Origin of the sequence: Prevotella sp. E9-3, from assembly GCF_022024015.1 — a bacterium.
Classification (GTDB): Bacteria; Bacteroidota; Bacteroidia; order Bacteroidales; family Bacteroidaceae; genus Prevotella.
Genome location: NZ_CP091786.1, coordinates 759,584 through 783,701 on the forward strand (window position 1 = coordinate 759,584; position 24,118 = coordinate 783,701).

General features: G+C 45.3%; 17 protein-coding genes and 2 pseudogenes. 18 read left to right on the forward strand and 1 reads right to left on the reverse strand.

The genetic code is table 11. The features are described 5' to 3' along the window. The first annotated feature begins 14 nt into the window (after positions 1 to 14). The 13 genes from L6475_RS02755 (at position 15) to L6475_RS02815 (ending at position 21,016) form a co-directional block, all read left to right on the forward strand. On the forward strand, positions 15 to 2,963 hold the full coding sequence (locus tag L6475_RS02755; protein ID WP_370641630.1) for a glycosyl hydrolase 115 family protein: 2,949 nt from the start codon (positions 15 to 17) through the stop codon (positions 2,961 to 2,963). Positions 2,964 to 3,129: 166 nt separating this feature from the next. After that, positions 3,130 to 4,647 carry a hypothetical protein gene (locus L6475_RS02760; protein ID WP_237822291.1) on the forward strand — a complete coding sequence of 506 codons (1,518 nt, stop codon included), beginning with the start codon at positions 3,130 to 3,132 and terminating at the stop codon, positions 4,645 to 4,647. Positions 4,648 to 4,664: 17 nt separating this feature from the next. After that, the gene (gene gltS / locus L6475_RS02765; RefSeq protein WP_237822293.1) at positions 4,665 to 5,930 is read left to right on the forward strand and encodes a sodium/glutamate symporter; all 1,266 of its coding nucleotides are present in this window, start codon (positions 4,665 to 4,667) and stop codon (positions 5,928 to 5,930) included. A 767-nt stretch (positions 5,931 to 6,697) separates the two neighbouring features. Continuing rightward, a complete protein-coding gene (locus L6475_RS02770; RefSeq protein WP_237822295.1) occupies positions 6,698 to 6,856 on the forward strand; it encodes a hypothetical protein in 159 nt (52 codons plus the stop codon). 13 nt (positions 6,857 to 6,869) lie between these two features. Then, entirely contained in the window at positions 6,870 to 7,727 is an 858-nt protein-coding gene (gene dinD, locus L6475_RS02775; RefSeq protein ID WP_237822297.1) for a DNA damage-inducible protein D, read from the forward strand. Between the two features lie 15 nt (positions 7,728 to 7,742). After that, on the forward strand, positions 7,743 to 8,255 hold the full coding sequence (locus L6475_RS02780) for a hypothetical protein (RefSeq protein WP_237822299.1): 513 nt from the start codon (positions 7,743 to 7,745) through the stop codon (positions 8,253 to 8,255). A 110-nt stretch (positions 8,256 to 8,365) separates the two neighbouring features. Continuing rightward, positions 8,366 to 11,458, forward strand: coding sequence for a site-specific DNA-methyltransferase (locus tag L6475_RS02785; protein ID WP_237822301.1), 3,093 nt, complete (start codon positions 8,366 to 8,368; stop codon positions 11,456 to 11,458). Positions 11,459 to 11,461: 3 nt separating this feature from the next. Next, complete coding sequence (locus L6475_RS02790) at positions 11,462 to 14,752, forward strand: DEAD/DEAH box helicase family protein (RefSeq protein ID WP_237822303.1); 3,291 nt, start codon at positions 11,462 to 11,464, stop codon at positions 14,750 to 14,752. A gap of 36 nt (positions 14,753 to 14,788) precedes the next feature. Further along, the gene (locus tag L6475_RS02795) at positions 14,789 to 16,138 is read left to right on the forward strand and encodes a HEPN domain-containing protein (RefSeq protein ID WP_237822305.1); all 1,350 of its coding nucleotides are present in this window, start codon (positions 14,789 to 14,791) and stop codon (positions 16,136 to 16,138) included. 164 nt (positions 16,139 to 16,302) lie between these two features. After that, positions 16,303 to 17,490, forward strand: a complete 1,188-nt coding sequence (locus L6475_RS02800; RefSeq protein ID WP_237822307.1) for a Fic family protein — start codon at positions 16,303 to 16,305, stop codon at positions 17,488 to 17,490. Between the two features lie 119 nt (positions 17,491 to 17,609). Beyond that, entirely contained in the window at positions 17,610 to 18,986 is a 1,377-nt protein-coding gene (gene rhuM / locus L6475_RS02805; RefSeq protein WP_237822309.1) for a RhuM family protein, read from the forward strand. A 222-nt stretch (positions 18,987 to 19,208) separates the two neighbouring features. Beyond that, complete coding sequence (locus tag L6475_RS02810) at positions 19,209 to 20,411, forward strand: hypothetical protein (RefSeq protein ID WP_237822311.1); 1,203 nt, start codon at positions 19,209 to 19,211, stop codon at positions 20,409 to 20,411. Then, positions 20,408 to 21,016, forward strand: a complete 609-nt coding sequence (locus tag L6475_RS02815; protein ID WP_237822313.1) for a hypothetical protein — start codon at positions 20,408 to 20,410, stop codon at positions 21,014 to 21,016. Before L6475_RS02810 ends, L6475_RS02815 begins: the two co-directional genes overlap by 4 nt. Positions 21,017 to 21,611: 595 nt before the next feature. Here L6475_RS02815 and L6475_RS14540 read toward each other — a convergent pair. Then, positions 21,612 to 21,824 carry a hypothetical protein gene (locus L6475_RS14540; RefSeq protein ID WP_007567577.1) on the reverse strand — a complete coding sequence of 71 codons (213 nt, stop codon included), beginning with the start codon at positions 21,822 to 21,824 and terminating at the stop codon, positions 21,612 to 21,614. A gap of 106 nt (positions 21,825 to 21,930) precedes the next feature. Between L6475_RS14540 and L6475_RS02820 the strand changes: the two genes are divergently transcribed. The 5 genes and pseudogenes from L6475_RS02820 to L6475_RS02840 form a co-directional block, all read left to right on the forward strand. Continuing rightward, the gene (locus L6475_RS02820) at positions 21,931 to 22,341 is read left to right on the forward strand and encodes a hypothetical protein (RefSeq protein ID WP_004291538.1); all 411 of its coding nucleotides are present in this window, start codon (positions 21,931 to 21,933) and stop codon (positions 22,339 to 22,341) included. A 161-nt stretch (positions 22,342 to 22,502) separates the two neighbouring features. After that, the gene (locus L6475_RS02825; RefSeq protein WP_004291535.1) at positions 22,503 to 22,718 is read left to right on the forward strand and encodes a hypothetical protein; all 216 of its coding nucleotides are present in this window, start codon (positions 22,503 to 22,505) and stop codon (positions 22,716 to 22,718) included. An 11-nt stretch (positions 22,719 to 22,729) separates the two neighbouring features. Continuing rightward, a complete protein-coding gene (locus L6475_RS02830) occupies positions 22,730 to 22,951 on the forward strand; it encodes a hypothetical protein (RefSeq protein WP_004291534.1) in 222 nt (73 codons plus the stop codon). 13 nt (positions 22,952 to 22,964) lie between these two features. Continuing rightward, positions 22,965 to 23,117 (forward strand): annotated as a pseudogene (locus L6475_RS02835) (Cas9 inhibitor AcrIIA9 family protein); the annotation flags it as partial. Beyond that, positions 23,108 to 23,959: pseudogene (locus L6475_RS02840) on the forward strand (hypothetical protein); the annotation flags it as partial. The pseudogenes L6475_RS02835 and L6475_RS02840, both read left to right, overlap by 10 nt. Between the last annotated feature and the right edge of the window lie 159 nt (positions 23,960 to 24,118).

Sequence of the window (24,118 nt, forward strand, 5' to 3'; positions counted from 1 at the left end):
AAACAACGTTATTAGTGACTAAAAAGAGCTTATTGGCAGTGATGCTGGGAGGCATGCTGCTCCATGCCTCGGCCCAGGTGAGGCTGGCTGAGAACAAAGGAGAAAATTTCCCCTTGTTGAATGGAAAAGAGAAGGCAGTGATTTGCTATGACAAAGAGGATGCCTTGGTGGTGGAACGCAGTGCCAGGATGCTGGCCGAGGATGTGGCCGGTGTGACGGGCACACCGTTGAGGGTGCAGCAAGGCACCGCCGATGCCCGCTATGCCGTCATTGCCGGCACAATGGGGCATAGCCCTACCATAGACCGATTGATTGAGGCCGGCAGGATAGACACCACGGGGCTTACGGGCGCTTGGGAACGCTATCATGTGGCTATGCTCAAGGCACCGGTAAAAGGGGTAAAGAGGGCCCTCGTGGTGGTAGGCAGTGATCGCCGCGGCACTGCTTATGGACTGCTGTCTGTAAGCAGGGCTATAGGGGTGAGCCCCTGGCGCTGGTGGATGGATGCACCGGCCGAAAAACGCAAATCCTGTGTGCTGCAAGTGAGGCCTTTCACATCGCGTACACCCAGCGTGCGCTATCGAGGCGTGTTTATCAACGATGAAGACTGGGGACTGCTCAGGTGGGCACGTCATAACTTCGAGAAGAACCTTGGCAACATCGGTCCGCGCACCTATGCGGCGGTTTGCGAACTGCTGCTCCGCCTCAATGCCAACTATCTGTGCCCGGCCATGCACGAGGCCTCGCTGGCATTCCATCGTCTGCCCGAGAACAGGCTGGTAGCCGATTCGTTTGCCATCGTCATGGGGTCGAGCCATTGCGAGCCATTGTTGCTGAACACCGCCAGTGAGTGGGACCGTGGCAAGTATGGCGCATGGGACTACAACAACAACCGCAGGGTGGTGGACAGTGTGCTGAATGCACGTGCGCTGGAGCTGGCACCCTTTGAGAATGTCTATACCCTGGCGCTGCGCGGCCTGCACGATGTGGCCATGACGGGGGGCAACAACATGACGGAGCGAAAAAACACCATGCAAGCTGCCCTGACTGCTCAGCGGCGGATGGTGGCACAGGCCACAGGACTGCCTGCCGAGAGTGTTCCGCAGGCTTTCACACCCTATAAGGAGGTGCTGGATGTTTACGACAAGGGATTGCGGTTGCCCGACGATGTGACCATCATTTGGCCCGACGACAACTATGGCTATATGAAGCGACTGTCAAGTCCCGACGAGCAGAAACGCTCAGGACGCAGCGGTGTCTATTATCATGCTTCCTATCTGGGACGTCCGCACGACCATCTGTGGATGAACACGCAGTCGCCCTGTCACATGTACGAGGAACTGAAGAAGGCCTACGACCTAACGGCCGATCGCATCTGGCTGCTGAATGCCGGAGATATCAAATCGTGCGAGTTTGCCACCGATCTCTTTCTGGCCATGGCCTACGACTTGGATGCCTTCAACTATGAACGCTGTGCCGACTACCGCACTGAATGGACCTGTGGACTTTTGGGCAATGAGTACAAACCTGTGTATCAGGACATCTTCCGCACATTCTATCGCCTGGCCTTCCAGCGCCGCCCCGAAGGCATGGGGTGGGGACAGGAGTGGGCCACCGACGACCGTCCCATAGAGCAGACCACCGATACGGAGTTTTCGCTCACCAACTATCGTGAGGCCGAACAGCGCCTTGCTGACTATCGTCGTATTGCTGCTATGGCTGAGGACTTGCTCGGCATGATGCCTGCCGAGAAACGCAGTTGTTTCTACGAAGCCGTTTACTATCCTGTGAAGGGCTGCGAGCTGATGAACCGTATGGCCATCGGCGCACAGAAAAACCGATGGTATGCCCAGCAGCATCGTGCAGCTACGGCCAGTGTAAAGGCTGAGGTGCAGCAGTGCTATGACTCTCTGCAAGTGATCACCCGCGACTATAACGCTTTGGAAAATGGCAAGTGGGAGCATATCATGAGCATGGCTCAGGGCGTCACCGCTTCCTATTTCAACTTGCCCGAGCTTAGGGATGCCGAGCTGGCTGGTGAGCCTACGCTTGGCATAATGGCTGAAGGGGAGTATGGGATGCAGGGCCCTCACAGCATACAGACGCTGCCAGCATTTTCAAAATACCGCCCCGATTGTCGCTATTATATAGATGTGTACAATCAGGGAAAGGGAACGCTGGCTTGGCAGGCCACAGCCAGCAGGGAATGGATATGCCTGAGCGAGACAGCCGGCACCACCGACCTGCAACAGCGCATCATGGTTTCGTTGGATTGGGAAAAGGTGCCGCAGGAGGCAGAGGCTACGGGTTTTGTCACCTTCAAGGCAAATGACGGGGCAGAGAAGACCGTTGTGGTAAGTGCCTTTAATCCGGCACGGCCTTCTGTAGATGAACTTAAAGGTATGTACGTGGAGGACAATGGTGTGGTGGTGATTCCTGCCAAGGGCTATGCACGCAAAAAGGAGAATGAAACGGTAAAGATGATTGAGGTGCCCAATCTGGGTTGTGAGGACACCATCATCATGATGGGTGACCCCACACTACCTCGTCAGAACAGTCGTTCGGCCAATGCACCCTGCTTGGAATACGATTTCTACACTTGGGAACAGGGAATGGTGGATGTATATACCTATGTGATGCCAACGTTTACCACCAGTGTGGACCGTGGCTTTGCAGGGCACGAACGCACCAATATTGAGAATCAGTATGGGGTGCGCATAGATGATGGAGTGCAGATGCATCCCGCCACCAACTCGTGGGAGTATGCCCAGCAGTGGTACGAGAGTGTGCAGCGCAATGCCCGTATCAACAAGTGCACGCTCTATGTGAAAGAGCCCGGAAGGCACACACTCCGCATTGTCTGTCAGGACCCCGGAACCATGCTTCAGAAAATTGTTATAGACTTCGGAGGCATGAAACGCTCATACATGGGGCCCTCGGCTTTTAAGCCAGTGGGAAAGTAGTTTGAAGAGTTAAAAAGAATTAATATTTAAGCACGATTGCAAAAAAGATGTATTTTTGCATATCGTGCTTAAGCATTTTTGTATAATAATTTGCTTCCTGCTCATGTCGGTCTCGGCACTCGCAGAAGGTGGGCTGCCCATCGTAGAGATGAGGGGCGACAGGCTAATGATCTACCCCCAGCGAATGGAACTGACGGGCGAGGAGTCGCTGATGGAGGTGCTGCAGATGGTGCCAGACCTGACGGTATTAGGCTACGAAGATGTGATAGGCAACTACAACCTGCGCATAGACAACTGTCCGATGAATGGCGACACAAGGTTGATTCTCAGTCAGATGAAAGCCAGGGATATTGCTACTATTCAGGTTTGCGATAATACTGGTGTGGCCAAGGGTACCATAGGCATGGGGAGGGTGTTGGACATCAACATGAAAATGCCTGAGGGGGCCAGAGGTTTTGTGGAAGGACAGGGCGAGGGCGGAAAGGAAATGACCGGGAATGGTACTGTGAATACGCTGTACGGCAGCCGTCACACCGACCTCTATGCCAATGCCTCCTATCGCCGACAAGAAGGGGACAGGGAATTCCTAACCCTGCACATGACGAATCGATTTGATCGTAGAAACAGACTATTAACCTATTTCACTCAGCAATATTTTGATACTCCTGCAGGCTCGTCACAGAAAGTGATGGGCAGGGCCCGATACTTCCACACGTTCAACGACCAGGGTACTGAACTGCTCGTGGTGGGCAGCTATCAGTATGCGGAAACGCCCGGCTTATCCCACAAGTTGCCATTGTATAATTTTGAGTTGAACACGCCGTTGTTCATCCCACGGCTATCCATGATGCTGGGCACGGAGGGCGATTTCCTGATGACCACTCAGAAGGCTGCCAACAGGGAGTGGGAGGTGTTCAACTATGATGTGTATCTTCAGTTCGTTTATTCTTTGCCCAAGTGGAGGTTCACGGTGGGCCGTCGTGTCATGTGCTATGACTACAAGCTCTATGGACAGCAAAGTGAGCAGACGTCACTGCAGAATACCGAGACCACTCAGAGGTATTCTGACACCCGCCACAATGCAAATGCCAGCGTCATCTTTCTGCCCGACAGCCGTCATCAGGTTCAGTTGGGCTTTTATCGCAAATACTATAATCCGTCCTATGAGCCTCTCTTTGAAAATGCAGCTACGCTTTCTGACGAAGTATGGGCTGTGACTAAGGGACAGTTGGCCGAACGGACTATCAATCAAATGAAGTTGGCGTATGCCTATAGTCAGCAGAAGCTGACCGTGCAGACAGAAGCAAGTTATTATAACATAGAAGGTGATGAGAATTTTACAAAACTGAGTGCATCGGCTTATTGGAAAACGGGATGGCTCAGCATGTCAGGAGGCCCCCACCTCTATGTGGCTGGGAGTGGTGCCTATGCTTCATTCCGATTGGCTCCCACGGTATGTCTGCCACAGGCATGGCGGGTGGGCGTGCAGTTGGTGGCCCACACCGAGAAATCCCCTGAACGGGAGAAGACGGGAGTCCCTGTATATGGATGTTTATCTGTCAGCAAGCAGTTTGGGCAGCACTGGCATTTGGGCGTTGACTGGCACGACATGTTTGATGCCTTCTGCAGCGGGGCAAAAGTAAACAGGCATGCAGCCAATATGAAGTTGCACTATAGGTTCTGACAAAAAAGGAGGTTTGTATGACGAGTATTCAACTGGACATGATTCAGACGGCTGGCATCGGTGCCCTGGCACTCATCGCCGGTATGGTTTTAACACGAAAGGTGGCTTTCCTTCAGAAATTCTGCGTGCCATCGCCAGTAAGCGGGGGCATCATCTTTTCATTGCTCACACTGGCATTGTATGGCTGGTTCGATGTGGAGGTGTCGTTCGACGACACACTGAAGGATGTCTTCATGTTGGCCTTCTTCACTAGTGTGGGCTTCCAGAGCGACCTGAAAGTGATTAAGAAAGGTGGCCGACTGCTGGCCATTATGCTGGGCCTGCTGGTGGTCATCATCGCCATGCAGAACCTGATGCCCATGGGAATCACCCGACTGATGGGTGTTGACCCTCTGATAGGCATGGCCGCAGGAAGCATTTCCATGACTGGCGGACACGGTACGGCAGGCGGATTTGCAGGCGTGCTGGAAACGATGGGACTGCATGGGGCTGGAACTATAGGCATGGCTGCCGCTACTTTCGGACTGATAGCGGGGTCGACGATAGGTGGACCTTTGGCAGAAAAGATTATCCGCACCAAACTCACTCAGGAACAGGTGCAACAGGATGAGGAGATAGACCCGGCCATGGCTGGTATAGAGAGCGACGAGGCATCGCCAACCGGTCGTGCCAAGCGTGTCAGCACCAACGAGCTGGAGTTCCAGCAGTATGCCAAAGCCACTTACTGCCTACTCCTGGTGATGGGAGGCGGCACCCTACTGAGCTGGCTATTGGACAAGACGGGTGTTACGTTCCCCACCTATTTCGGAGCCTTGATACTGGCAGCTATAGCTCGGAACACGCTGGGATTCGTCAGATACAGGAAAGAAGGAGAAATGGTGAAAGCCGACAGGTTGCTCGATATGGAGCGAATCATCAGTGTGGGAAACATCTGTCTGTCCATGTTCCTCGGCATGGCCATGATATCCCTGAAGCTATGGGAACTTCAGAGTCTGGCACTTCCCTTGATCGTCATCCTGGTGTCACAGGTGCTGCTGATGGCCCTCTTTGCATATTTCGCTGCCTTCCCCCTGTTAGGCAGCAATTATGATGCTGCCGTACTGTGTGCTGGCATGTGTGGCTTCGGCCTTGGCGCAACTCCCAATGCAATGGCCAATATGAGTGCTGTGTGCTATAAATACCGCTACACAGTCAAGCCTTTCCTCATTGTCCCCATCATAGGAGCCATGTTTGCCGACCTCATCAACACAGGCATCATCACTCTTTTCCTGAATATTCTATAGGTTCAAGTGAGGTATAACCTATGTGTTAAAAATGTACATTTTATTTGTTCAAATATTCGATTATTTTGACAAATGAAAATCGTAAACTAGAACGGAAAATGCCTCTTTCGCCGCCTCAAAAGGTACTTCTGGACCACTCCCTGCACTCTTTTTGATGAAAAAGTGGTCGTTTAATGTGCTTTTTGGTGTCTATTTCATCTGTTTTGCTCTATTTGCATAAGTGTTGTAATGCACCTGAATAGAAGCTAAATCGCAGTAGAACGTTGATTGCAGTGCAATTTAACGGGATTTGCAGTTCAAATCAATGGTAATTGCAGTGTAATTTAATGGTGATTGTAGCTAAAAAATGGCATTTTTCGGCATAATTTGACGGTGGTTTCTTCCTGTTTTTACCCCTAAATAGTGGCGTTTTGGGGAATTTGACAATTTTTGAAGTGTTTTCCATCTCCATAACTTGCAAATTTTCGACCTGGAATGCACTCGGTGATTTCCGTGCGAGTTATGAGCGTGTTCAAATGTTAAAATGCTAATAGTGTAATGATGGAAAAAAGGAACAAAAATTATCGCTGGGAAGATTGTACTTCAATCGAAAACAAGCAAACGTTTTTATCATGCTCGTTGCAGGGAAAAAGTGAAGGGAAAAGTCTATTATTAATCGTGTTTTGCGGAAAAATGGATTTCTTTTCTTTATTTCGTGGAAATTAATTAATTTTGTACGCATATTGTTCGTGGAGAGTTACAAAAATTAAAAGTAATACGAAAGAAACATGGCTGCAATAGATCAATATATAGAACGCATAGCTGACGAGAATCTGAGAGGAGAAATACAGATGGAGTTACCTCCTCGTGAGGTGCTGCAACGCCCGATTCAGAAGTCCCTGGAGATTGCTAAGGCCCGTTTCGAATACTTGATTGAAGAAGAATAAAAACGACAAAATTATGGACATTCAAAAGATACAACAGTATAAGACAGCATTTGACCAAATAGCAAAGACGGTCAAGGACGACGATGACAATGCTATAGAGGTATGGTACGCCCGTGAACTCCAAGAGGTGCTTGGATACGTGCGATGGGAGAATTTCATTGGCGCCATAGGTCGTGCTATGGAATCGTGTAAAACGTTGGGAATCAATGTTGATGATCATTTTCGTGAGGTCACGAAAATGATAGCTTTGGCCAAAGGCGCACAACGTGAAGTGCAGGACTTTATGCTCACCCGATATGCCTGCTATCTGATTGCTCAGAATGGTGATCCTAAGAAGGAAGAGATTGCTTTTGCCCAAAGCTATTTTGCCGTGCAAACCCGCAAGGCCGAACTCATAGAAGAACGTCTGAACGAGATTGCCCGCTTGAGCACCCGCGAGCGACTGCGCACATCAGAGAAACAGCTGAGCCGAAACATTTTCCAGCGTGGAGTTGATGACCGTGGTTTTGGACGCATCCGTTCCAAAGGTGATCAAGCCCTGTTTGGCGGTTTGACTACAGAACAGATGAAGAAGCGGCTCGGCATCAAGAGTGGAGCCCTTGCTGACCGCCTGCCAACCTTGACCATTGCCGCCAAGAACCTGGCGACGGAGATGACCAACTACAACGTAGAGCAGAAGGATCTCTATGGCGAGACAGATATCACGGCAGAGCATGTACAGAACAACCGTAGTGTTCGTGGCATGTTGGGACAACGGGGCATCAGGCCTGAGTCGCTGCCTCCAGCAGAGGATATCAAGAAGGTGGAGCGTCGTGTGGCGAAGGACGAGAAGGAAATGCAGAAGGAAACTCAGAAACTGCCAAAGAAATAAAACAAGAAAAGATACATGACAGATTTACAAAAAAAATACAGTCAGGCAGACGAGAACAACCGAATACTATCTGCTTATCGTCCGCTGCCACCAGAGACACTAAAGTCGCTGCGTGAATACTATCGTGTGGGGCTGACCTATACCAGTAATGCCCTGGAGGGCAACAGCCTGACTGAATCTGAAACCAAAGTGGTTATTCCTGCTATCTTTCGTCACGAATATATCTATTCGCTCGAAACAGCTCATACCCGCCCAGAGGTGTTCACCGACTTCATTGCCGACCGTGTGATAGCCACCCAACTCGACCTGCTAAGGCTGATGAGAGACGATGGTACGATAAATGGTACGATAAATGATACGATAAATGATACAATAAATGCCAAAGTGTTATCTGAAGCTTTAGGCACAAGTGTCATAACCATCAAACGAGACCTCTATGTCCTTCGTGACATGAATCTCATTCGGTATGTGGGCAGTAATAAAACAGGTCATTGGGAGGTGATTAACGAAGTTATACGTGAATCTTGAAACCAAAAGTAGGCTTATACCTTCGGAGATGGCTCGAAGATGGAAGATAGATTGAAATGAAAAGTGTGTAGAAATACGGAATTAAAAGACAAAGATAAATAACAAATAATATGAAACCAAACGAAGAGCAATTTGAGAAATTCGTGAAGGTTCTCCGCGAAATGTTCATGATTGACGATGCTGCAGATTTGGACTTCGGCATCTATAAAGTGATGCATCAGAAACAGGAGGACATTGAAAAATATCTGAAAGTAGACCTGCAGAAGAGCGTTCAGGACGAAATAGCCCAAAATGTAGGCGGACGGCGTGTTTTTGTTAAAGAAGAGCTAGAGAAAGCAAAACAGAATGCTTTGAATCTTGGTATGTCTATGAGCGACATCATGAACGTGCCTAAGATAAAGGCGCTTGCTGAAGAATTAAAAGGGCTCACTCCAACAGATGAATTGGAGAATATGACCTACGACCACCTGGCAAGGTTCTTCAGTCGCTATTATGATGATGGTGACTTTATTAGCAAACGCAGGTATAGTAGCGTCCACGATGACAGCAAGTATGCTATTCCCTACGGCGGTGAAGAGGTGATGATGTATTGGGCCAATCAAGACCAGTATTATATTAAGTCGAGTGAGTATCTGAAAAATTACTCTTTCAAGCTTGATGGCGACAAAAAGGTGGTGTTCCGTTTGGTGAATGCCACACCAGAGGATATTGGAAACAACAAGACGGATGAAGACCTGATTCGTTGTTTTGCTTTGGCTGATAGCGATGACGAAGATTTCATTTTCGCCGACGGAAGTGAACTCACTATTCGCTTCACATACGAACTGATGAAAAAGGAGCGTGACATTCAAGAAAAGCTAATCAATTCTGCAAGCACAAAGATTGTTGAACGTGTAAATACCGACTTCTCAGCTTTCAATGCATTGATGTATCATTCAAAGGCTGGTATTGATGATTCTCCGTCTATTCTTCAAAAACATTTAAAGGCTTTTGTGAAGCGAAACACCTGCGACTTTTTTATACACAAGAATCTCAAGAGATTTCTTGAAAGGGAGTTGGACTTTTATATCAAGAACGAAATCCTCCATATTGATGACATCGACTCCAGTGAACACAGGATGCGCAGTTATCTGACTCTTATAAAAACCGTAAAGCATGTCGGCTACAATATCATTTCTTTCCTTGCAGGGATTGAAAACTTCCAAAAGAAACTATGGTTGAAGAAGAAATTCGCAATTGAAAGTGAATTTTGTATTACACTCGACAGGATTCTTGACAGAATTGACGAGGCCTTGCTTGAAGAAATCACCAACAACGACGAACAGATTAAGGAATGGATAGATTTGTATGCAATCAATGAGATTGAGGTGGACATATATCACCCGCATGCTTACACAAATCCATTGACAAAGGAATTCTTGAAAGAAAATTCGTTTCTCGTACTTGACACAAAGCACTTCACAAAAGATTTTAAACATCATTTAATAGCAAGTATTGAGAACTTTGATGCACAATGTGACGGACTGTTGATTCATTCTGATAACTTCCAGGCGATAAAGTTTCTCCAAGGAAAATATTTGGAGCAAATAAAGGGAATTTTTATCGACCCGCCTTATAATACTGGTGATGACGGCTTTGTTTATAAGGATGGTTATTCTGATAGCAGCTGGCTTTCGATGCTATATGATAGGTTGGTCAATTCCAACTTGTTATTATCGAAAGACGCCTCAACCATGATTTCTATTGGTGATGAAGAACAAGAATATCTTGCTTCTTTAATTCGCCAAATGGTTGGGAAGGAATCATTCTTTGCAACTTTGGTTTGGGAGAAGAAGAAAAAAGGCAGCTTCCTTAGTGGCAATATAGCAAAAATGAAAGACTATATCCTATGTTATGCCAAAGATATAAAAGAATTTATGGGATATATAGGAGAAATAAATGAAGAAACTGAAACGTATCCTTGCGTCAATCCTGACAATCCCATTAGCACTCGTACATTTAAGGCTGGCATAATCAGTAAATACAGAGAGTCCACTGTGTTTAAACCTGCAGGAAGTATTATATCAGCAGGAAATATGTCATTAAAGCTTTTAGGTGATTTGGTTATCCGTAACAAAATTTTACAGCAAGATATAACCATAGAAGCAAACTGGAGGTATTCCCAATCCAGTTTGGACGGATTTATGGATGAAAATGCCTTGTATATTACTCAAGATTTATATATAAGACGTATAGTCTCAGAAGCGAGGCGTAAACGGATGAAAGACCTTCTCTTGCGTCTGGGAGAAGAAAGTGGTGACGATTTCAGAAAGTTTGACATTAACAATGTAAACAGGTTTGGATGGGGTTCTAATGAAGATGCTAACGAAGAATTGCATCAAATATTGGGAACACAATATGCTGTATCTTATCCCAAGCCATCAAAATTGATAACACTATTACTTGCGTCAACTCGTTCAAAAGCAGGCGTGTTTGCTGACTATTTCGCAGGTTCTGGAACAACGGCTCATGCCGTAATAAACCTTAATCGTGAAGATAAAGGGCAAAGAAAGTATATACTTTGTGAAATGGGTGATTATTTCGATACAGTGATGAAGCCCCGCATCAAGAAAGTAATATACTCAAAAGACTGGGATAACGGCAAGCCAATTTCTCGTCAAGGCATTAGTCACTGCTTCAAGTACATTACGCTGGAGCAATATGAGGACACGCTGAATAACCTTGTTGTAAAGAGCAACAACGGCGGTCTGTTCGGTACTTACTCTGAGAGCTATCTGGGCTACATGCTTGACTTTGAGACACGTGACTCGCTCTTCTCTATTGAGAAATTTGACAGACCATTCGACTATAAGATGCAAATTACACGCCGCAATGAAACCTGCGAGCAGACTGTTGACTTGGTAGAAACCTTCAACTATCTGATTGGCCTCTATGTAGAACATGAAGAATGGCCTGACAAAAATCTATGTATCGTGAAGGGTACAACCCGCGATGGAGAGCGCACCCTCATCATTTGGCGCAATGTAGCCGAGGTGGATAGCGAAAAGTTGAATACCATTTTCGCTGGAATGGAGGACAAGTCTTTTGACCGTATATATGTGAATGGTGACAACAACCTGGATAACCTTCGCACTGACGCTGACATTTGGAAGGTGAGCCTTACGGAGGAAACGTTCAAGCACAAAATGTTTGAGGAGGAATAAAATATGCCTGAGAGAATAAGAACAAAACTGGCAAAACTCCGCCACTCATTAGTGCTGAACCAATATATGTTCAGCTTATTGGGACCAGATGCCAATATCGAGCGTTTAAGCGAACTGTTGAAGGCCCCCATTCTTGAGGGATGGGACGAAGAGAACCATTCACGATATTCGCTGGTGCTGAAGCAATATTTCCGTAACAGCCCAATAGCTGAGAAACTGGAAGAATACGATGAACATATATTCCGGCATACTGAGCGCATCAACAAACTGCGCAAGGAGGCAATTCAATGGAAATACTTCCAATATCTATCCCTGCTTTTCACAGAAGCTTACCTTGATCGCTACTTCAACGGTAGAGAACAACTGCTCGAAGATCTCAACCTGTTCCTGCAAGGTGACCGCTCACATCCCAACTGTTTCAATTCTAATCCAGAAAACTATAACGGACTGGAGCCTTTCATCGAGAAAGACCTGAACAAACTGGCCTACTGGAACGCAACAGGTAGCGGAAAGACGCTGCTCATGCATGTGAATATCCTTCAATATTTGTGGTACTATGAACGCAGCGACAAACGTGAAGGCCGTCTAAACCGCATCATCCTGCTTACACCCAATGAAGGCCTTTCAAATCAACATTTGGAAGAATTTGCTCAGAGTGGAATCAATGCCATCGGTTTCAACAAGGATGCCACAAGACACCTCTTCGAAGGCACTCATATAGAAGTGATGGAAATAACCAAACTTAGTGACGACAAAGAGAAGAACAATGTGACGCGTGTTGACCCCCACGAGTTTGAGGGCAATAATCTCATCATTGTCGATGAAGGTCATCGTGGCTCGTCAGGAGATTCTTGGAAGGACTATCGCAACACACTGGCTGACGGAGGTTTCACCTTCGAATATAGTGCTACTTTCGGCCAAAGCGTTTCGGCAGGCAGTGACCCACAAAAGAAAAAGCAACTCTTGAATGAGTATGCTAAAGCGACCATCTTTGACTATAGCTATAAGCATTTCTATGAAGATGGTTACGGCAAAGACTACAACATTCTCAACCTCACAGAATCACTACAGGCAGGGCAACTTAATCGCTATCTTACGGCTTGCCTGCTTAGTTTTTATGAGCAAATGAGGTTATACGAAGAAGAAAGCGACATAATGCGTCCATTCAATATTGAGAAGCCCCTGGCCATCTTTGTGGGAACAACGGTACTCAAGTCGAATAGCAAGTCGAGTGCTGCCTATAAGGAAAGCGTGAGTGACGTTATATCCATCCTGCGCTTCTTCTATTCCTTCATTTCTAATCACAATACCGTTATTGAAGACATAAGACTGCTGATGACAGGACAGGCAGGACTGCGTGATGAGGAAAACCGCGAGATTTTTGAGGACTCATTCCGCTACCTGCGAGTTTCCGATATGGATGCCAATTTTATCTATAACGACATGCTTCAGCGCCTGTTTAAGGCACCTACGTTGGGAGCAAATATCTATGTTGATAATTTGAAGACAACTGAAGGAGAAATAGCATTACGTATAGGTAGCAACGGGGAATACTTTGGTGTTATTAACGTGGGTGATTCCGATGGTTTGATGAAGAAAATCAAAGAAGAGAAAGATGAAGAAGGAAATGCCCTCTTCGTATGTACAGATGTGGACTTCACCAACAAGTCACCCTTTGCCACCATCAATGATAGAGACAGCAGCATCAATATACTTATTGGTTCGAAGAAATTCACTGAGGGTTGGAACTCTTGGCGCGTTTCAACTATGGGGCTGATGAACATAGGCCGTGGTGAGGGTAGCCAGATTATTCAGCTCTTTGGTCGCGGTGTCCGTTTGAAAGGCTATGGTTTTAGTTTGAAGCGAAGCCATAAATTGGAAGGCTATGAGCACCCTGAGTTACCAGCTTTCATCAATCTGCTTGAAACACTCAACATCTTTGGTGTTCGTGCAGACTATATGCAGAAGTTCCGTGAATATCTGGAGAGCGAGGGAATCAATAAAGGCCCAGAAATGGAACCAATAGATTTACCAGTACTCCCAACAGTCGATTTAGAAAAGACCAAGCTGAAGTATATCAAAGTCAAAGATGGAAAAGACTTCAAGATTGATTGTCCACATATTGAGCTAAAAGCAGAGGAGAAATTGAAGGTTACGCTGAACTATTATCCTCGTTTACAGCGACTGCCAAGTCAGCAAGTAGGAGCCAATGTTACGCATGATTACAATGATGAGAAACTTGAGAAGTCATATTGGCCTTATATTGATTGGGATGATGTGTATTTCGAGTTAGAGCAGTTCAAGCGTTCCCGCAAATGGTCGAACCTCTCGTTTACACGCGATTCTTTGAAAAAAATGTTCGAGGATACCCAATGGTACACTTTGTACATATTAAAGGACGATATGCGCCCTCTTGACTTTATGGCTTGTGTACGCTTATGGCAATCACTGGCAACGAAGCTGCTGAAACTTTACGTGGATGCATTCTATAATCATCGTAAGCACGAATGGGAAGCCGAGAATCTGGAAACAACGTGGTTAACACCTGATAGCGAGAATTTCTTCGAGGAGTATAATATTCTTGTAGACAAGAGCAAAGAGGAAATCGTTGGAAAACTCAAAGCGCTTAAAGCAATGCTTGATGATGCCAAGAATGAAGGAAAAATTTTTGATTTGGTGAAAGAGTATCAGGGGCAGCCATACGAATTTGACCGTACCAATCCCTTCAAGGCGCTTTTCCTGGAACAGCACCTTTATCAACCTCTGTTATATCTGAAAGGCGATGAATATGAAGATGCAGAAAAGGGGCCTCTTGTGGTAATTAAGCCTGCGGCTTTGGTTCCGAGCGAAAAAGACTTTATAGATTCACTCCTGAAATTTATCCAAAACGATCAGGGACTGCTTAATGGTAAGTCTTTGTATCTGCTTCGTAACCGCAGCAAAAAGGGCCTTGGGTTCTTTGATTCGCTTTATTTCTATCCCGACTTCATCCTATGGATTATTGATGGCAAGCACCAATATGTTACCTTTATTGAACCTCATGGCCTTCAGCATGAGAAAGGCTACAAGAGTGCAAAGATTGGCTTCTTCAACAAATTGAAAGAAGAAATCGAGCAAAAACTCCACGATAAGGATATTTCACTTGATTGCTACATTATTACGCCAACGCAAGCTGAAGCAATTGAACATTGGGGTGGCTCAATACTGGATATGAATAAGAACCACATCTACTTCCAGAAAGAACAAAGTGACGGGTATATGCGAATGATAGTGGAGAAAGTTTTGAACGGTTGAATTGAAAGATCATAACACATTATATATTGGATAAAGATGGACGTTTATAATTTCCAGTTCGCAGAAAAATATCAAGGCTTTTGGAAAATAAAAGGAAGCCGAAGGAGACCATTAGCTGGTGTCCTAACAATCAAAAATGACGTTATCTCGTTAGAGGTAATAGGCCAGGATGTCCTAATTAAGAACTGGGCTGTCTCATATATTCCGGTAATTGAAGGTTATGCGTTTTATAAAGATGAGAATCAAAAGAATCATGATTATCACTTTATTTTGAAAGGGCTTTCATTTAAAAAACATTCTGTTTTTGGTGATCATATGCTTAATGCGGAATATGATGTCCGTGTCATATTAGTATCAGACAAAAAGAAATTAGAAACAGATAGAGTGCGTAGTTGCTGCATAAGAAATGGCTTAATGGATAGTTGGGTTAAGGACATTACTATTAATTCCTATTCTTTCGAATTCCCTCCAAATCTCCAGCTTAAATATAAACAGAGTGAGTCTTTGGTTCTATACCAAACGAAATCAAATAGAATATATCTTTACTTTGGTTATGATTATAACTTCCCTGATAAGAATGGTTTCAGACTAGCTCATAAATCATTCTTAAATGTAGAATTTGATGGTCTGAAACACTTTGATGAATCCTTAATTAGTTTGTTGTCTATTCATTGGCTCTTTTCACTTATATGGAACAATAATTCCTCACCTGAGTATTTATGTTTTAGGACACAAAAAGGACAATTCTTATACAAAGAAAGTAGAAAATACACTTATAAATATTCTTTAAAAAGCGGTTCAATAAGTACAGATGTTACTGACTTTGATGAAGTGGCGTTCCCAGAGTTGTTTAGAAAATGGTTTCTTGTTTTGGAATCCAATCTCTCATCAGTAGAATCAATTTTTGAGTCATTAGATAATGACTTCATGAACCCATCATCAAAAATAAAGAACTATACAACAGCTATAGACGGTTTAGTAAAGAGTGAGAAGACAGAATTGGTAGAAGTCGAACAGGGATGTTCTGATTTAATAGAGAAGGTGTCAGGGTACATTAATAAAAAAGAGGCCCAATTACTCAAACGCTTCTTGTTTAAACATGAGCCTTTCACACTCAAAGAGAAATTAGAGAAGATTCTAGGTGACCTAAACTCTTATATTGAATTAAATGTTGAAGATGGTTTTAGTTCAAAGGTTGTTAATACGAGGAATATTTTAACTCATGGTCGTATTCGCAAAAAGGCAGACAAAATATATAATAAGGAACAATACCGAGATTTAGCGCTCTGTTTAGAGTCACTAGTAATGGCATACCTGCTTCAACAAATTGGTATTCCTTCTGAGACTGCAAAGAAAATAACAGGAACTGTTTCATCCCCCAAATGATTTGAATATGGACGACGAATAAAGAATCACGGGATGGTTCTTTGATCCGCTGAAGATGACTGAGGTAAGAGGGCTGATGTTAGATGTATGAAGGCTGATAGTATTATGGAGGCACGAAATAAGGACGGAATAAAAACGTTATAAGAATATAGGTAAGACGAGATATGAGCGAAAAGAACGATAAGGAGCTATACTTTAACTTTGACGAGTATATTCGTCAGGGAGAGCCGTCGCAGCGTGAAGCTGCATACGCCTGGAGTACGGCTATTGGACTTCAGGCGGTGGATGGGCTGAAAACGTCAGAGTATCTGAACGACTTGGCTCGCAGAAACATCGAGGGTGAAATAACCATCGATGAGGTGGAACAGTTGCTCAATAGTTATTACGAGAATAAAACGACTCGTGAAGCTGACGATGATGACAAACAGGAGGCTGACAAAGCCTCGAAGAACATCAAGCGCATACTCTCGGTAAAAACATGCGACTTCTCGACAAATGGCTACATATCCTTGCATCGCAGAATCTTCGAAGGCGTAATGAAACATGCTGGTGAAATGCGAAAGTACGACATTACCAAGCGTGAGTGGGTATTGGAGGGTGACACCGTGAGCTACCTGAATTGGGAAGATCTGCGCAGGGCTGTTGATTATGATATCCAGCAGGAACGTGATTTCAGTTATAAGGGCATCAGTAATGATGAGTTAGTGGCTCATATTGCCAATTTCGTATCTGGACTTTGGCAGATACATGCCTTCGGTGAAGGAAACACACGCACTACGGCCGTATTTACTATTCAGTATCTTCGTTCACTAGGCTTTAATGTGGAGAACGACTTGTTCGCTAAACATTCTTGGTATTTCCGTAATGCACTTGTGAGGGCCAAATACAAAAATGCCATAAAGGGTATCGACTATAGTCCTGTTTTTCTGGAGCGTTTTTTCCGTAATCTACTGCTTGGAGAGCAGTGGGATCTGCGCAATCGTTATCTGCATATTAACCCGCCTGCAGAATGGAAAGAACAGCCAAACCTTACAGTTCCCTCAAAACAACCGACAAGTACCCCGACAAGTACCCCGACAAGTACCCCGACAAGTATAGCTTACACCGACAATAAAAATATTATTAGGCTGGTAAAGGCTTTGGGTGAGGAGCAACTATCCGTCAAAGTGATGATGGAGAAAATCGGCTTGAAAGATAGGGAAAACTTCCTTGACTACTCTCTTAATCCTTCTATGAACGAGGGCTATATCCGTATGCTATATCCTGATTCGCCCCGTCACCCTCGCCAGAAATACTTGCTGACGGTAAAAGGACTGGCTCTTTACAATAGCATATGTCATGGGGACAGTTGATATATAGAAGGCTGATGGCTGATGGCTGAGGTCTGAAGGCTGAAGGCTGAAAGTATTACGGACTCACAAATCTAAGGATTCATTGAAATAAGGCCGGAATAAAAACGTTATAAGTATATATGGAACATGACACTAACAACATCCCCGAACTCCAATCTCCTTTCGAGCAGTTGAGAGAGGTTGATGCCGATGGCAAGGAATGGTGGAACTCACGCAAGTTAGCGCGAGTGATGGGCTATGGCAAGTACTGGAACTTTGAACGTGTCATAGCCAAAGCACAGGCATGGACTTCACAAAAGGGCTATCATCTAAGGGAGCATTTTGTGGAGATAACGGAAATGGCGGAACTGGGCAGTGGTGCTGTCAGAAAAGTGACGAGCATTCGACTTTCACGTGCTGCATGTATGGCTGTGGCTATGAATGCCGACCAAAAGAAAGAGATGGTGAAGGCTGCACAACAGTATTTTAGTTCAACCATGTCTCCAGATGTTGCTGTGAGAAGCATGGAGTCCTCAGTACTCATGTATAGAAGTGGACATGGGAAAGTACAGGTTCAAGTTATCTTCGACACCAATACTTTTTGGCTTTCACAACAGAGAATGGCAGAGTTATTTGGTATCGACGTTCGTACAGTTAATTATCATCTTAAACAGATTGATGAAAGCGGAGAGATACATTTGTCCGACACTATCCGAAAAATTAGGATACCTTCGGACAAATGGTCTGGTGAAGTGATGATGTATAACCTAGATGTGGTCATTGCAGTGGGGTATCGTGTGAATAGCTACGAGGCTACTCAGTTCCGTATCTGGGCAACACAAGTCTTGAAAGAATACCTTACCAAAGGCTTTGTATTGGATGATGAGCGCCTGAAAGGTAAAAACGTATTCGGGGCAGACTACTTCGATGATTTGCTTGACCGCATTCGTGAGATACGTATCAGTGAGCGACGTTACTATCAGAAGATTACGGACATATATAGCGAGTGTAGTTCTGATTATGATAAGGATTCTGAGGAAACTCAGTTGTTCTTCAAGACGGTACAGAACATCATGCATTATGCCGTAACTAAACAGACTGCTGCTGAGATTATCTATGACCGTGCAGATGCAGAACGCCCTCACATGGGATTGACTACCTGGAAGAATGCACCAGACGGAAGAGTTGTGAAATCGGATGTTACTGTGGCCAAGAACTATCTCAGCGAAAAAGAGGTTGATTCGTTGAACAGGTTGAGCAATGCCTTCATAGACATTGCAGAGCAACGCGCAGAAGACCATATCTTGATGACAATGGCGGACTGGTCGGCTCTCCTACAGCGCTACATGGATTTGAATAACCGTCCTTTGCTTCCAGATGCTGGACGTGTGACTCACGAACAAGCGGTAGAAAAGGCACTCACAGAATATGACAAGTTCCGTGTCATTCAAGATAGAGAAATTATGAGCGATTTCGACAAGCAATTGAAATTATTGTTTGGAGATAAGAAAGATTGATTATAATAATTCCATAGTTCACCCATACAACTACCCATACAAGTTCAATCGACATACGACCTTCTTCTGAGAATGTTACACGTTTGGAATTGGCAATCGGTAGAGAATAAATGGGTGTGAAGAGCATGATGGAGGCTGTTGGTTTGAAGAATTATCCGAACTTTATAGATTATTCTCACACCAGCAATAAGAGAAGAATTTTAAATTATTACTTGAATGACGATGGATACTACTCAGAATATATGGAACGGGGCGGTGCAGAATATTGATTCAGTTCCCTTGGTGGTTACCCATAACGAGGAGTTTCTGCGCTGCTTCCGGACAAAAGAACGCATCATGCAGCTCACTGCCGACGATGTGCAGCTGTTGCGTAAGATGGCCGATATGGGCGATGCGTTCGCACAATATGGACTGGGGCGTTGGCTCTATTACATGCAACCTGCCGATGATTCGATGAGTGAGGCTGAAACGCTTTTCCTCGCTTCTATGAACCATGTGCCTGATGCCATGGCGGCCTATGCGCTGATGTGGCGCTATGGTGAAACCAAGGAGAACGTGATGGACCTTGAGAAAAGCAACAAGCTGCTCGAAGAAGCCATCCATCGGGGAAGTGAACGGGCTGCCCAGCAGATGGATCGTTTCCGTATCTTCGGTATGTTCTGTGATGCAGAGCCAGAGAACGTAGCACATGAGATAGAACAGCGACTGGAGCACGATGACGATGCTGACTCTTATTGGAATGTCCTGTTGGCATATGCCTATGAAGCACAAGACCGCAAGGAAGAGGCTGTTGAGCAATATGATGAAGCTATCAAAAAGGGTAACAAAGAGAGTTATTACGATTTGGCAGCTATATATAAGCAGCGTGGCAATATGGCGCTCTACGATAGTTTGATGGAGGAGGGCATCAGGGAGGGCAGTGCCTACTGCTGTTCCCATCGGGCTGACATGATGGAGGAGGATTTCCAACTGTTGTCGGCCGACGAACAGCAACAGTTGCAGCAGTTGTTGTCTGCCCAGTTAGCGAAAGGCCTGAAGATGGGCGATGGCTATTGTGCCTATCTTCTCTGGTCGAATTACTATTATGGTACATTGGGATTCCCCGAGGACACGCTGAAGGGAGTACAATACCTGAAGCGGGGGGCACGACTGGGCGATGTCAGTTGCATTGAGCAGATAGCCACATTGCATGATGACCAGGAATGGCCCGAAGTGATGAGCTGCACCGAGCGCTATGAGCTATGGTTGCGCGCGGCACGCTATCTGCCTGACGACAAGGACGCCCTCTGTCAATTGAGAAGATGTAATGACGAAGCATTCCTGTTGAGGCATAAGGACGAGCTTGAGCGCTACTGGAAGACGCAATGGGAGAAACTGCTGATTGTCAAGGATGAAGAAGATGGTAAATATGATGCCTACGTATGATAAAACTATTTAAGACCGAAAACGAAAAAAGAGCAGAGCGTGTCGTCAAGAATATTGAGAAGATGCGCCAAAACTCACAGGAAATGCGGATGTGGAAGAATATTCCGCTGGCCAAGGAAAGTATGGAACTACTCCAAGCAATTGATGACGATGAGGCCGCATCGGGTATGGCTATGGCCTGTGACGCTATTGTTCAGCAATTGCCTGAATACGACGTGCCACGATTGGTGCTCGATTTGCTGCACCTTGAACTGACACTGATGCAACGTGCCGGTGGACAACTCCCCGATTGCTGTTCTGCTGAGGAGGATGTACGCAACGACATTTGTCGGTTGCAGGACTATATTGACATAGCGCATGTCAGCTATAGCGAATTCATGGAGCGCCACCACCGCCATCTTAATTTTGACCCCATTGAGCGTACCCCGGAGTGGGAGGAGAACTTTTATGAAATAGAGAAAGAATGTGACCACCGTTTAGGAAACGAACCTCGTGGCATGGGCTTCTGCTTCAGTTACTGGAGTACGCTTAGGCAGGTTTTAGCCGAGCACGGTATTGAGTGGCATTCGCCCTCGGAGTTGAATCCAAGAGTGATGTTTGATTAAGTGGCATAAGAAGAAAGTATCACCTGTGAAGAAAAAAATAGCGTGTAACTCATTGAGCTACACGCTATAGTTATAGAATTGTTTGTCAGATTTTACTTCACCTCCTCAAAAACGACTTTAACTGACTATCAATGCGTTAGCACCGGATGTTGCACACATGTCGCAAAAACGGAAATAACCATTGATAATCAACATGTTACAAAATCACTGCAAAGGTACAGATTTATCCCCAAGCAACCAAAAGAAAACACATAAAATATCACATTCTTGCTACATTTTCTTGATTTGGATTGGCAATGGAATTCTGAAATGACATAATTTTATTCTGCCAAATAAGAAGTCTTTGGTGTGAAATAGCCTCTTTTTTGCCCTAAATATATCCTTTGTCCACCAAAAATGGTTAAAATTTGCCCGAAATAAGAAATATTTTCCAAAATGGAAATTATTATCTAATATATTTAGTATATTTGCAAACTGAAGTTACGAAAAGAGTGTAATTTATTGGAAATGAGCGTAGGTTAATTGCTCTTGATAGTAATAGGTTACGATTTAGTTAGTTATCTACTGCATTATCCTTCTGCGCGTTGCGTAACCTTCAAAGAACTCTTCGTATGCAAAAGTAGCTATTTAATTCGAGATTTTGATATAAACTCCCGTTTTTTATCCCCTCATTCATAAGAATTTTCCGTAAAAGCGGTATTGTCCGTCGGCACACCATTGCCCAAAACGAGTTTGGAACAAACGTGTGCCGACTACCGCATAGCTGGAGAAAAGGGCATTGCCTCACGCCTAAACGATGTTTAGACAGATGAAGCAATGCCCCTTTCTTTTGCGCCTATGCCAAGAGGTGCTTTTACGGGTTTTCAAATGATTTTTCTTTTTTCGCTGTCTCTTTTGCCGGAAGCGGAAAGTGAATGCAGAGTGTGTCAGCCTGCCCCATGAATGAAACAGGCGCCCACACACAGCCGGACAAACCGGGAAGAATGATTGTTGCCACCCGGCTGAACAAGTTCCGTCGGATCGGAAACAATCATACTTCCTTTGTTGTGGTTTGCCCTTTTCACGCTTCCGGTGATGTCTTTTTCCTTTTGGTGATTCTTTTTTTTACGGATTTTCCCCTGAAGTTTTTTTCTACACAATCTGCCTCTGTTTTCGTTTACCTCCATTTTGCGCCTTTCAGTAAGCCGCATCAGTCAGTCATTTTCGTTCTGGGCGCAAAGGTAATTCCGGGATTGGACGGGAAAGCAAGGTCAAGCCTCCTGTTTTCGGTAAAAATCTCCAGCCCTGCGGGTAGTATTTTGACCGAAAAACCTTGCATTCCCTAATCCCTACCTTTTCAAGCACCCGAAACGAAAACGACCGATGCGACAGAAAGACGCATAAAAAAAATGTCGGATAAACGAGAGGCAGATAAGATAGTTTGAAACTCAACTCCCTCAGCTCTTGAATCCGCATTAAAAACAAAAAAATCAAAAACAGCGAAGATATGACGGCAACGGCAAATTTCAGACAAATGGCGCAACACATCGGGTTGGCGATATGCGGCTTGATGATGCGCACCGCCTTCGGGGTGTTCGGCATCCTTTGGGGCATCATCAGAGAGATTGTAAACGGAGTGTTCCGAGTGGCGATAGGTGTAATCGTGGCTATCCTTTCCACCATTGCCTTCTTTGGCTTCATCCTTTGGTTATTCACCCTTTAACCCTTACCGACATGGCAAAAAGAAACAGCAAGACGGCAGCGCAGCAGTGCAGATATTACGAGGTGGACAACATCTTCGTGTATATGGTGGAAACGTACATCAACGGCAATTTTGAAACTTTCCGAAGATTGTACCACGAACTGAACAAGGACGCACGGAGGGATTTCATGGACTTCCTTCTCAGCGAGGTAGAGCCGACCTATTGGAGAGAGATACTGAAACAGATAATCTAAAAATGACAGCGATATGAAAGGAACAGACCATTTCAAGAGAACGATATATATGTACTTGGAACAGCGTGCGGAGGAAGATGCGCTATTTGCAAAGAAGTACCGCAACCCTGCCAAGAACATGGACGAGTGCGTGACCCACATTCTGAACTATGTGCAGAAAAGCGGATCGCATCGCTCGAAGGGGAACGCAAGTCGTTCAACAAGGGCAAGCGTGATTCGGAGTTCAAGCTGGAGTCAAAGACCGGCGAGTTGCGCAACAACACGGCTTTCATAGATGCCATGACGGAGGACTGGAACCGCTTCCTGTCGGTGGTGCAGACCGACAAGGAGGGCAACCGCCTTAATATAATAAAGGTGGACGGAGTGGATTCCGCCGATGAGAAGGTCATCGGAAAGCGTTTGCAGGAGATAGCCAAGAATGCCACGACCGGAGGGTTGTACACGCAGGTCGGTGAACTTTACGGTTTTCCGATAAAGGTGGTGAGCGAAAGGATACTCAAAGAGGGATTGGAGTTCACCGACAACCGCTTCGTGGTCGAGGGGAACTACAAGTACACCTACAACAACGGGCATCTGGCGATGGCTGACCCGTTGGCCGCCGCCCGCAACTTCCTCAACGCGATGGAGAGGATACCCTCCATCATCGACCAGTACAAGGCGAAGAACGAGGTGCTGGAGATGGAGATACCGCAGTTACAGGAGATAGCGGGTAAGGTGTGGAAGAAGGAGGACGAGCTGAAGCAGTTGAAGTCCGAACTTGCCGCCCTTGACCGAAAAATTCAGCTGGAGCTTGCGCCACCCACGCCCGAAGTCGCAGAAAAGGAGAATGAAGGGCAACAGCTCAAGCCGGAAGCGGAAGATGTGAGGAACAGGCAGGCGCAATATCCCGAAAATGCACCGCCGCAGATACGCAGTCCGGCGGATAGTATCGTTGCCAACCATGTCATAATCGGGCGTCCGGGACTGTATGCCAAGGAGGAAACCCGGTCCAAAGGATTGAAAATATAACCTAAGGAATTTTATCTGAAGTATTAATAAGGGCTATCCCAAAAGGTCTAAAAGTAAATTTTATCCTTTCTGCAAGTATCTATAGGATGGCAACTGCATTTTTTTCTTTTTGGGCAGCCCTTATTAAAATTTATTCTTATTTTAGGTTATATACATTCA

Coding starts and splice junctions, on each gene's coding strand:
- L6475_RS02825 (WP_004291535.1), top strand. CDS start 22,503: ATGACGGCAACGGCAAATTTCAGACAAATGGCGCAACACATCGGGTTG.
- gltS (WP_237822293.1), top strand. CDS start 4,665: ATGACGAGTATTCAACTGGACATGATTCAGACGGCTGGCATCGGTGCC.
- L6475_RS02780 (WP_237822299.1), top strand. CDS start 7,743: ATGACAGATTTACAAAAAAAATACAGTCAGGCAGACGAGAACAACCGA.
- L6475_RS02800 (WP_237822307.1), top strand. CDS start 16,303: ATGAGCGAAAAGAACGATAAGGAGCTATACTTTAACTTTGACGAGTAT.
- L6475_RS02830 (WP_004291534.1), top strand. CDS start 22,730: ATGGCAAAAAGAAACAGCAAGACGGCAGCGCAGCAGTGCAGATATTAC.
- L6475_RS02810 (WP_237822311.1), top strand. CDS start 19,209: ATGGATACTACTCAGAATATATGGAACGGGGCGGTGCAGAATATTGAT.
- L6475_RS02795 (WP_237822305.1), top strand. CDS start 14,789: ATGGACGTTTATAATTTCCAGTTCGCAGAAAAATATCAAGGCTTTTGG.
- L6475_RS02760 (WP_237822291.1), top strand. CDS start 3,130: ATGATCTACCCCCAGCGAATGGAACTGACGGGCGAGGAGTCGCTGATG.
- L6475_RS02820 (WP_004291538.1), top strand. CDS start 21,931: ATGCAGAGTGTGTCAGCCTGCCCCATGAATGAAACAGGCGCCCACACA.
- L6475_RS02785 (WP_237822301.1), top strand. CDS start 8,366: ATGAAACCAAACGAAGAGCAATTTGAGAAATTCGTGAAGGTTCTCCGC.
- L6475_RS02790 (WP_237822303.1), top strand. CDS start 11,462: ATGCCTGAGAGAATAAGAACAAAACTGGCAAAACTCCGCCACTCATTA.
- L6475_RS02815 (WP_237822313.1), top strand. CDS start 20,408: ATGATAAAACTATTTAAGACCGAAAACGAAAAAAGAGCAGAGCGTGTC.
- L6475_RS02770 (WP_237822295.1), top strand. CDS start 6,698: ATGGCTGCAATAGATCAATATATAGAACGCATAGCTGACGAGAATCTG.
- rhuM (WP_237822309.1), top strand. CDS start 17,610: ATGGAACATGACACTAACAACATCCCCGAACTCCAATCTCCTTTCGAG.
- dinD (WP_237822297.1), top strand. CDS start 6,870: ATGGACATTCAAAAGATACAACAGTATAAGACAGCATTTGACCAAATA.